The organism is Rhodococcus sp. R1101 (genome assembly GCF_000278445.1).
Classification (GTDB): domain Bacteria; phylum Actinomycetota; class Actinomycetes; order Mycobacteriales; family Mycobacteriaceae; genus Rhodococcus; species Rhodococcus gordoniae.
Genome location: NZ_AJVB01000171.1, coordinates 1 through 7,363, shown reverse-complemented (window position 1 = coordinate 7,363; position 7,363 = coordinate 1). Strand labels below are relative to the sequence as shown.

8 protein-coding genes are annotated in these 7,363 nt (G+C 65.5%); 5 read left to right on the top strand and 3 right to left on the bottom strand.

Going from position 1 to position 7,363, the window contains the following annotated elements; genetic code table 11:
* The 3 genes from R1101_RS0112450 to R1101_RS0112440 form a co-directional block, all read left to right on the top strand.
* Nucleotides 1–828, top strand: an 828-nt coding sequence (locus tag R1101_RS0112450) for a hypothetical protein (RefSeq protein WP_051017530.1), incomplete at its 5' end; no start/stop codon positions are given.
* Nucleotides 825–1,769, top strand: coding sequence for a hypothetical protein (locus R1101_RS30985; RefSeq protein ID WP_232284740.1), 945 nt, complete (start codon nucleotides 825–827; stop codon nucleotides 1,767–1,769). The genes R1101_RS0112450 and R1101_RS30985, both read left to right, overlap by 4 nt.
* Nucleotides 1,766–2,293: an LpqN/LpqT family lipoprotein gene (locus R1101_RS0112440; RefSeq protein WP_016933746.1), complete on the top strand. Its 528-nt coding sequence runs from the start codon at nucleotides 1,766–1,768 to the stop codon at nucleotides 2,291–2,293. The genes R1101_RS30985 and R1101_RS0112440 overlap by 4 nt, the downstream gene beginning before the upstream one ends.
* A gap of 837 nt (nucleotides 2,294–3,130) precedes the next feature.
* Here R1101_RS0112440 and R1101_RS0112430 read toward each other — a convergent pair.
* The 3 genes from R1101_RS0112430 to R1101_RS0112420 form a co-directional block, all read right to left on the bottom strand.
* Nucleotides 3,131–3,823 (bottom strand): GTP pyrophosphokinase, encoded by a 693-nt coding sequence (locus R1101_RS0112430; RefSeq protein WP_016933744.1) that lies wholly within the window; start codon nucleotides 3,821–3,823, stop codon nucleotides 3,131–3,133.
* A 171-nt stretch (nucleotides 3,824–3,994) separates the two neighbouring features.
* Entirely contained in the window at nucleotides 3,995–5,269 is a 1,275-nt protein-coding gene (locus R1101_RS0112425) for an MFS transporter (RefSeq protein ID WP_016933743.1), read from the bottom strand.
* 40 nt (nucleotides 5,270–5,309) lie between these two features.
* Complete coding sequence (locus R1101_RS0112420; protein WP_026003200.1) at nucleotides 5,310–6,314, bottom strand: aldo/keto reductase; 1,005 nt, start codon at nucleotides 6,312–6,314, stop codon at nucleotides 5,310–5,312.
* Nucleotides 6,315–6,428: 114 nt separating this feature from the next.
* On the opposite strand from R1101_RS0112420, the gene R1101_RS0112415 reads away from it, so the two are divergent.
* Both R1101_RS0112415 and R1101_RS26560 read left to right on the top strand, forming a co-directional pair.
* Nucleotides 6,429–6,995 (top strand): TIGR03086 family metal-binding protein, encoded by a 567-nt coding sequence (locus R1101_RS0112415; RefSeq protein WP_016933741.1) that lies wholly within the window; start codon nucleotides 6,429–6,431, stop codon nucleotides 6,993–6,995.
* Nucleotides 6,992–7,363 (top strand): dihydroxy-acid dehydratase domain-containing protein (locus tag R1101_RS26560; RefSeq protein ID WP_037223161.1); only part of this gene is annotated, 372 nt, incomplete at its 3' end. The genes R1101_RS0112415 and R1101_RS26560, both read left to right, overlap by 4 nt.

The following is a 7,363-nucleotide window of genomic DNA, read 5'->3' as shown; positions in this document are numbered from 1 at the left end:
GCGCGAGTGGTCCGAGAACGCTCATTGGGCAGCGTCATCGCCGAAGCCCTCCTGCAGGTCGCGGAGGCGTACCGCACCGGCGCGTGGCTCGTCGAAGGCACCCGCCTGCACCTCGTGTCGGTGGTGGGCGGCGCCGAACAGTCCGGGTTCACCGTGCACGACGACGGCACCGTCGACCCCTCCGACCAGATCCGCATCCTCTCGGCGATGCTGCAGGCCGAAGCCGTCGCCGAAGCCCGCGTCCGCCTCGAACACGAAGCGGCGGAGCTGACCCACGCCGTCCGCGGCGCTCTCGAACAAGCGTCGCGAGCCGCAATCGAAACAGCCGATCGAATCACCGCCGCCGTTGCGGTACTCGAAGCAGCCAGGGATGCCGCGGTGCCGGGGAAGGTCGTGCAGACGGAGGACGGTGAGTTCTCCTGGTGGCCGGACTGGCCATCCACCATCGCAGCGTCGTCCATCGGCGCAATGTCCGGAGCTACCAAGGAACTCCTGACCGACGCGGCGGTGGCCTCGGGCGACGATGTCGCACGCAACATCGCGCGCGGAATGAACCCGGCTGCCGCTGCAGTAGGCACCGTTCCTGCGATCGTCAACGACATCAAGGGAGGGATGGATCCCACCGAGGCAATAGTCTCCGAGAGCGCCGGAACCGTTGCCGGCATGCTCGGTGCCGTAGCCGCATCGAAACTTTCAGCGGCGTTCATCGGGGCAGTGGGCGGTTCGGTCGTCCCGGGAGTCGGCACTGCAGCGGGCTTCGTTGCCGGCCTCATAGGTGGCGGCGCAGCCACATGGTACGCATCCAAGAAAATCCAGGAGTTGTGGTGACGACCGAAAACGTTCCGCCGGACCGATATCGAACTCACATCGATTCGTTCTTCGACCCTCGTTGGCCGCAGCAACTGCGAATCGGGTGGTGCATGGGCGGGGTCTTCGCTGCTGTTCTGGCTGTATGGTCCCTCGGGGATGCACTGGTGAACGTCGGGCACGAAGAATCGATATCCACAATCGGCTCGGTAGTGTTCGGAACGTCGATGCTACTCATGAGTGTCGCAGCGTTCAGGGACGGCGGGATTCGAAATGTATTGCATTCCAAGCGGGTCAGGAGTAATGAACATTCTGAACTCGGAATCGGAATCGTTGTGCCGGGAGGACTCACCCTTCCCAGCCTGGCTGTTGCCATGCTTATCTTCAACGGCCTTACCGGTTTGGCCATCTCTGCTCTGAACGTCTACATCACCGACAGATCCGAGTTGCCGCATGGTTACGACCCCCGAACCACTGCAATCTTCGCGCTCGTGGGTGGGATCGTTCTCTTGCTCATGGCGGCGGCGTTCATCTGGTTCCGACTTCCCACCACACTGGGGTTGTATCCACACGGAATCGAAAGAGTCGTACGTTCTCGCAAGTTCCGACGAAACAATGCCACCGTGCAATTTGTGCATTGGAACGACATCGAGGGCATCGCAGGAACGGATATCGTGACCCGTTCCGGATACGGCGACGTCCGGACTCCGATGATCCACATCCACACGACCGGACGGATTCCCCCGGAAGCGCGCATCCCCCACGACGAAGAACACATTCTCGCCATCGTCTGCACTTGGCTCATCGCAGAACCCAACACACTCCTGGCCCTGGCCCGACGAATGCATGAACGTCCACACGACCGCACACTCCTCGCTCGGGAGGACGCGGCCGAACTTCTCAGACCACCGCCTTTGCGAGGGCGATTCCGGATGGCACGCCACCAGGAGGCGTCTCGATGAATGCTTCGCTTCAGACGACGCTCTCCGACTACCTCGCAGCACGCGAAGTCGAACTGAGCCCCTGCGACCCGGACGATCCGCGGCACCCGCAACCGGAATCCCAGGCGCCGGAAGGCTGGATCACACTCCCCCGCGATGTCTTTCCGCACGCACATACGGTTCTCGTAGCTCCCCAGCCCGTCATGGATGATTGGGCACCCAACGCCGTACTCCTCCACGGCGCACTGTCGAAATGGCGGCCGACGGACGAACTGCTGGAGGTCGCGGGGAATGAAGTTCGCGAACTGCCCGCATGGAGGGAGAGGTTCCGCGACACATCCGATTTCCGCGGGCACCGATCGGTGATCGTCCAAGGCTCCTATCGAGTGGACGACGTCGAGTACACCGCCGTGACGCGATATCTCGTGATCGACCACGAGTACGATCGCTACCTGACGCAACTGACGGCAACCGCACGTTCCGACAGCGCCGAGTCTCTTATCGCTCATCTGCATGCAATCCACGAGGGACTGAGAATCCGGTGAGCGATTCCATCGAGACGTACCCGTACGGAGAACGATCCGAACCTACTTGGCCGCAAAGGGTTTCGTACGGGATCGCTCTGCCTCGGCGTGTTCCTGGCCGGGACCGGAATCCTTGTGCTGCAGAAGACCGTCGACGTTCGACGAGCGGATGGCGGCGGAGCCATCGCCCTGGGGTTCTGTCTCGCTGTGATGACGGCGTCAAGTTCGGCCTGGGGATTCGAGCGAGCCGGCTTCCACCGATTCGGTGTGCATCCGAGGATCCAGCAGTACCGAGACGACGTTCACGGCCCTGGCATCGAGATTCCTTACGTGAGGATACTTCCCGTTCAGCTGTCCGTCGTGTTCTCCTGCATGACAGTAGCGGGTGCTTTCATGATTACATGGCTCGTGCGGCGTGGCGTTTCGGACGTGTTCGTTCGATGGGACGAGATCCGGGAAGTGGCTGCCGATGTCTACACCGTCTCGGGTAGCGGGGCGTCTACACACAATCCGCTCATCCGTCTGCACGTACCCGGCTATGAACCGACTCCGCCTCGCATGGGGCACGACAAACCGGATTCGTTGACCGTTCCGGCGTACGTTCTCGTCAGCGAACCCCACACGCTGCTCGGGCTCGTCGACCGTCTCCATCGGTGTCCCGAAGATCGCCATCTCGTCACCACACCCGAGGCCCCAGAACTCCTCCGTCCCTCCCTGTGCGTGAACGCTTACGTATCGCGCGGAAGATCCCGCGTCAACAGTGGGAATGGTGATGGGTACGCAACACCGGTGGTGGGTTCGCAACGCCGACAGTGACCGACCACGTTGCGAGTCTTCACCCCACGTTGCGTACCTCGGTCATTTTCCGTTGTTCGGGCCGTGGACGCGGCGGTGCAGTGCTTCCATCCGCAGGTCCAGATCGCGCGCCGTTTCCGCGGCGAGGCGGAGTTCTTCGCGCAGTTCGTCCGGTACCTCGCGGTCGTGCTTGTAGTAGATCTTGTGTTCCAGGCTCGCCCAGAAGTCCATGGCGACCGTGCGGATCTGCAGTTCGACGTAGACGCGCTCGACCCGATCGGACATGTACACCGGGATCTGGACGATCACGTGCACGCTGCTGTACCCGTTGGGTTTCGGGCGGGCGATGTAGTCCTCGATCTCGACGACCGTCACGTCGAGCTGGCTCGTGATCATGTCGATGATCCGGTAGACGTCCGACGTGAAGCTGCACGTGATGCGGATGCCTGCGATATCGCGGACGGCCTCGCGGATGCCGTCGAGCGAGGCGGGCGCACCCTTCCGTTCCGCCTTGGCGAGGATCGACTCGGGGCTCTTCAACCGCGACTTCACGTGCTCGATCGGGCTGTACTCGCGGGCGTAGGTGAACTCCTCGCGCAGGATGTTGATCTTCGTCATCATCTCGTCGATGCCGAACTTGTACACCATGAGTGCGCGTCGCAGATCCTGCGCGAGATGCTCCACTGCGACCAGCGGTGCCTGCACGTCGTCCGGTGTCGGTAGTCCCGGTTCGGGTTCGCCCACCGTCGTCTTCACTCGATTCCTCCTCGACTGCTTCCGGGATCGAGTCTGCCAGTCCGACCACGACAGGCGGTTCTCACCTCCACGACCTGCAGTGATGCCGGACGGTCCACCCGAACAGGACTCCCGCCGCTCGTCGATCGAGACATCCGGACGCCTCGACGCCCAGTGCTTGCCCAACCGCGTTCAGCGCTTACCCCGGCCGAACCGCTCGACCACGACCGCCCGCAGCGAGCGGGCTTCGATGCCGGCCTCGCGGCGGGCGCGCCCTCGGGTCACGAGCACCCCGATAAGCGCGATCACCCAGATCGGATACTGCGCGAACCACGCGACGCGGAAGGCGTCGAAGGTGTAGCCGCCGAGCCGGTCGAGCACGATGCCCATCGTCTGCACGACCAGCAGTGTCGCGAGGAAGCCACCGATGTTGACGATGCCGTTGGCCGTGCCGAGCGCGGTCCCGGGATTGAAGGTGCGGGCGTAGTCGAAGCCGATCATCGATCCCGGCCCGCCCACCGAGATGACGACGACGAGCACCACGAGCAGCCACAGCGGTGCGGGTCCGGGCAGGGCGAGCACCGCCGACCACGTCACTGCGCTGGCGAGGATGATCATGAGCACGAGCCACGAGCGTCTGGTCGGGAAGCGTCCCGACAGCACGCCGAGGATGGGTCCGGCGGAGATGGCGGTGACCACCGAGACGGTCAGCATCGAGCCGGCCGCCGCGGGTGACAGGCCCTGCGCGGAGACCAGATACGGCACGCCCCACATGAGCGCGAAGGTCGTCACCGAGAACTGCGTGCCCATGTGGGTGAAGAAGCCGAGCTTGGTGCCGGGACGCCGCCACACCGTGCCGAGCCCGCCGATCACCTCCCGCAGCCCTGACGCGGTGGCCTCGCGCGTCTCACCGGGCGGGGTGTCGCGCACGACCGCGAACACCAGCACGCACGCGAAAAGGCCGAGCGCCGCGGCACTGCCGTAGGCGGCCGTCCATCCCGTGCCGGTGAGCAGCAGGACGAACGGCACCGCCGACAGCACCTGGCCCAACTGGCCGAAGATGCCCGTCAGCTGCGAAACGACAGGCACGCGGCGCGGCGCGAACCACACCGGCACGAGCCGCAGCACCGAGATGAACGTCAGGGCGTCACCGACACCGACCAGCACTCGGGCCAGATACGCGACCGGCAGCGACTCGGTGACGGCGAGGATCGCCTGACCGACGGCGAGGATCACGGCGCCGGTCGCGATCATCCGCCGCGAACCGAACCTGTCGAGGAGCACACCGGCCGGGATCTGCATCCCCGCGTAGACGATGAGTTGGAGGACGACGAAGCCGGACAGCACCGACGGTGAGATCTCGAAGCGTTCGGTGGCAGCGAGTCCGGAGACGCCGAACGCCGTCCGATGGAGGACGGCGACGATGTAGGCGAAGACTCCGATACCCCAGACCAGCCATGCCCTCATGTCACAAGGACGATACGCGTCGGTCTGTTAACGGTACTAATTACTCACGCCCGAGCGACACCCACGTCGGGTCGGCCGCACGCGGACCGGCGACCTTGCCGGCGAGACGATCCAGCCGCGCGACCTGCTCGTCGGTGAGCGTCACGTCGAGCGCTCCGGCGTTCTCGGTGACGCGACTCGCGTAGCGGGTGCCGGGGATCGACACCGACGGCAAGCCGAACTCGCGACCCTTCACGTCCAGCCATGCCAGGGCGATCTGTGCGATGGTCGCGTCCGCATCCTTCGCGACCGCCCGCACCTCCTCGCGCACCGCGAGGTTGATCGGCAGGGCGTCGGCGTCGAAGCGCGGGAAGCGCTTGCGCAGGTCGTTCTCGGCAACCTGTCCGGGATCGAAGGCGTCGGTGAGCAGCCCCCGGCTCACCGGCGAGTACGGCACGAAGCCGATGCCGAGTTCGGCGGCGGTGGGCACCACGTGCCGTTCGACGTCGCGCGAGACGATGCTCCACTCCGACTGGATCGCCGCGATCGGGTGGACGGCGTGCGCGCGGCGCAACTCGTCGCCCGTGGCCTCCGACAGTCCGATGTGCCGCACCTTGCCGGCCTGCACGAGTTCGGCGAGGGCACCCACCGTATCCTCGACCGGCACCTCCGGATCCACGCGGTGCAGGTAGTACAGGTCGACGTGGTCGACGCCGAGACGCCCGAGCGACTCGTGGATGGCCTGCTTCGCGTATTCGGGACGGCCGTTGATGCGACGGTTGGCGGTGCCCTTGCCGCTGACCGCGCCGACGAGACCGAACTTCGTCGCCAGCTGGACCTCGTCCCGCCGGTCGGCGAGCAGCTTGCCGACCACCTTCTCGCTCGTGCCGTCGCCGTAGACGTTGGCGGTGTCGATGAAGGTGATGCCCAGATCCACGGCGTGGTGCAGGGTCGCGAGCGCCTCGTCGAGATTCACCTCGCCGTATGCGGGGGCGACGGACATCGCGCCGTAACCCTGGGCGCTGACGACGAGACCGGGCGCGAGCTGGACGGTGGGGACAGGCATGTACTTCTCCTCGACGACGACACGGTGCGACTCCCGATCGTCCCGCATCCCGCGCATGATCGCAGGAGTCGAAATCGCCGTGATTCGAGCAACCCGAGCCCTACGCTGAGAGACATGGCGACCGACTGGCTCTCCCTGCAACGAACCGCGCGGCGCGAGTTCGGCGACCGGGTCGCGCAGATCCGCGACTGGCACGCCCCGACCCCCGACACCGAATGGGACGTCACCGACCTGGTGTGGCACATGGTCGACGAGCAGCGCTGGATCCAGCCCCTGCTCTCGGGGCGTTCCCTCGACGACGCGAAGGCCGCACTCGAACCGATCGGAGACGACCTCGCCGCCGAATGGGCACGCTTCGCCGAGCAGGCGACCGCCGCGTGGGCGATGGCGGCACCGTCCCAGGGGGTTCACCTGTCCTACGGCACCGTCCCGTGCCTCGACTACATGAAACAGCAGGTCGCGGACATCACCGTGCACACTTGGGATCTCGCGCGGGCAATCGGCGCCGACGAGACCCTCGACGCCGAACTCGTCGACGCCGTGCTCGCCGACATCGAACCTCAGAAGGACATGCTCGCCTCGAGCGGTCTGTTCGCCGATCCCGTCCCGCTCCCCGACGATGCTCCGCCACAGGACCGGCTCCTCGCCCTGACCGGCCGCGACCCTCGGAAGGCCTCATGACGGACCGGCCCGATATCAAGCCCCGCAGCCGCGACGTCACCGACGGCATGGAGAAGGCCGCCTCGCGCGGCATGCTCCGCGCGGTAGGCATGGGCGACGACGACTGGGGTAAGCCGCAGATCGGGGTGGCATCGTCGTGGAACGAGATCACGCCGTGCAATCTCCCGCTCGACCGGCTCGCCCGAGCGGTCAAGGAGGGGGTGCATGCCGCAGGTGGATATCCGCTGGAATTCGGCACCATCTCCGTGTCCGACGGGATCTCGATGGGGCACGAGGGCATGCACTTCTCCCTGGTGTCCCGGGAAGTGATCGCCGACAGCGTCGAGACGGTGATGCAGGCCGAGCGCCTCGACGGATCGGTGCTGCTA

What these genes read in the sequence shown, in the direction of transcription:
- R1101_RS0112440 (WP_016933746.1), top strand. Translation starts at nt 1,766, where the DNA reads ATGAATGCTTCGCTTCAGACGACGCTCTCCGACTACCTCGCAGCACGC.
- R1101_RS0112415 (WP_016933741.1), top strand. Translation starts at nt 6,429, where the DNA reads ATGGCGACCGACTGGCTCTCCCTGCAACGAACCGCGCGGCGCGAGTTC.
- R1101_RS0112425 (WP_016933743.1), bottom strand. Translation starts at nt 5,269, where the DNA reads ATGAGGGCATGGCTGGTCTGGGGTATCGGAGTCTTCGCCTACATCGTC.
- R1101_RS0112420 (WP_026003200.1), bottom strand. Translation starts at nt 6,314, where the DNA reads ATGCCTGTCCCCACCGTCCAGCTCGCGCCCGGTCTCGTCGTCAGCGCC.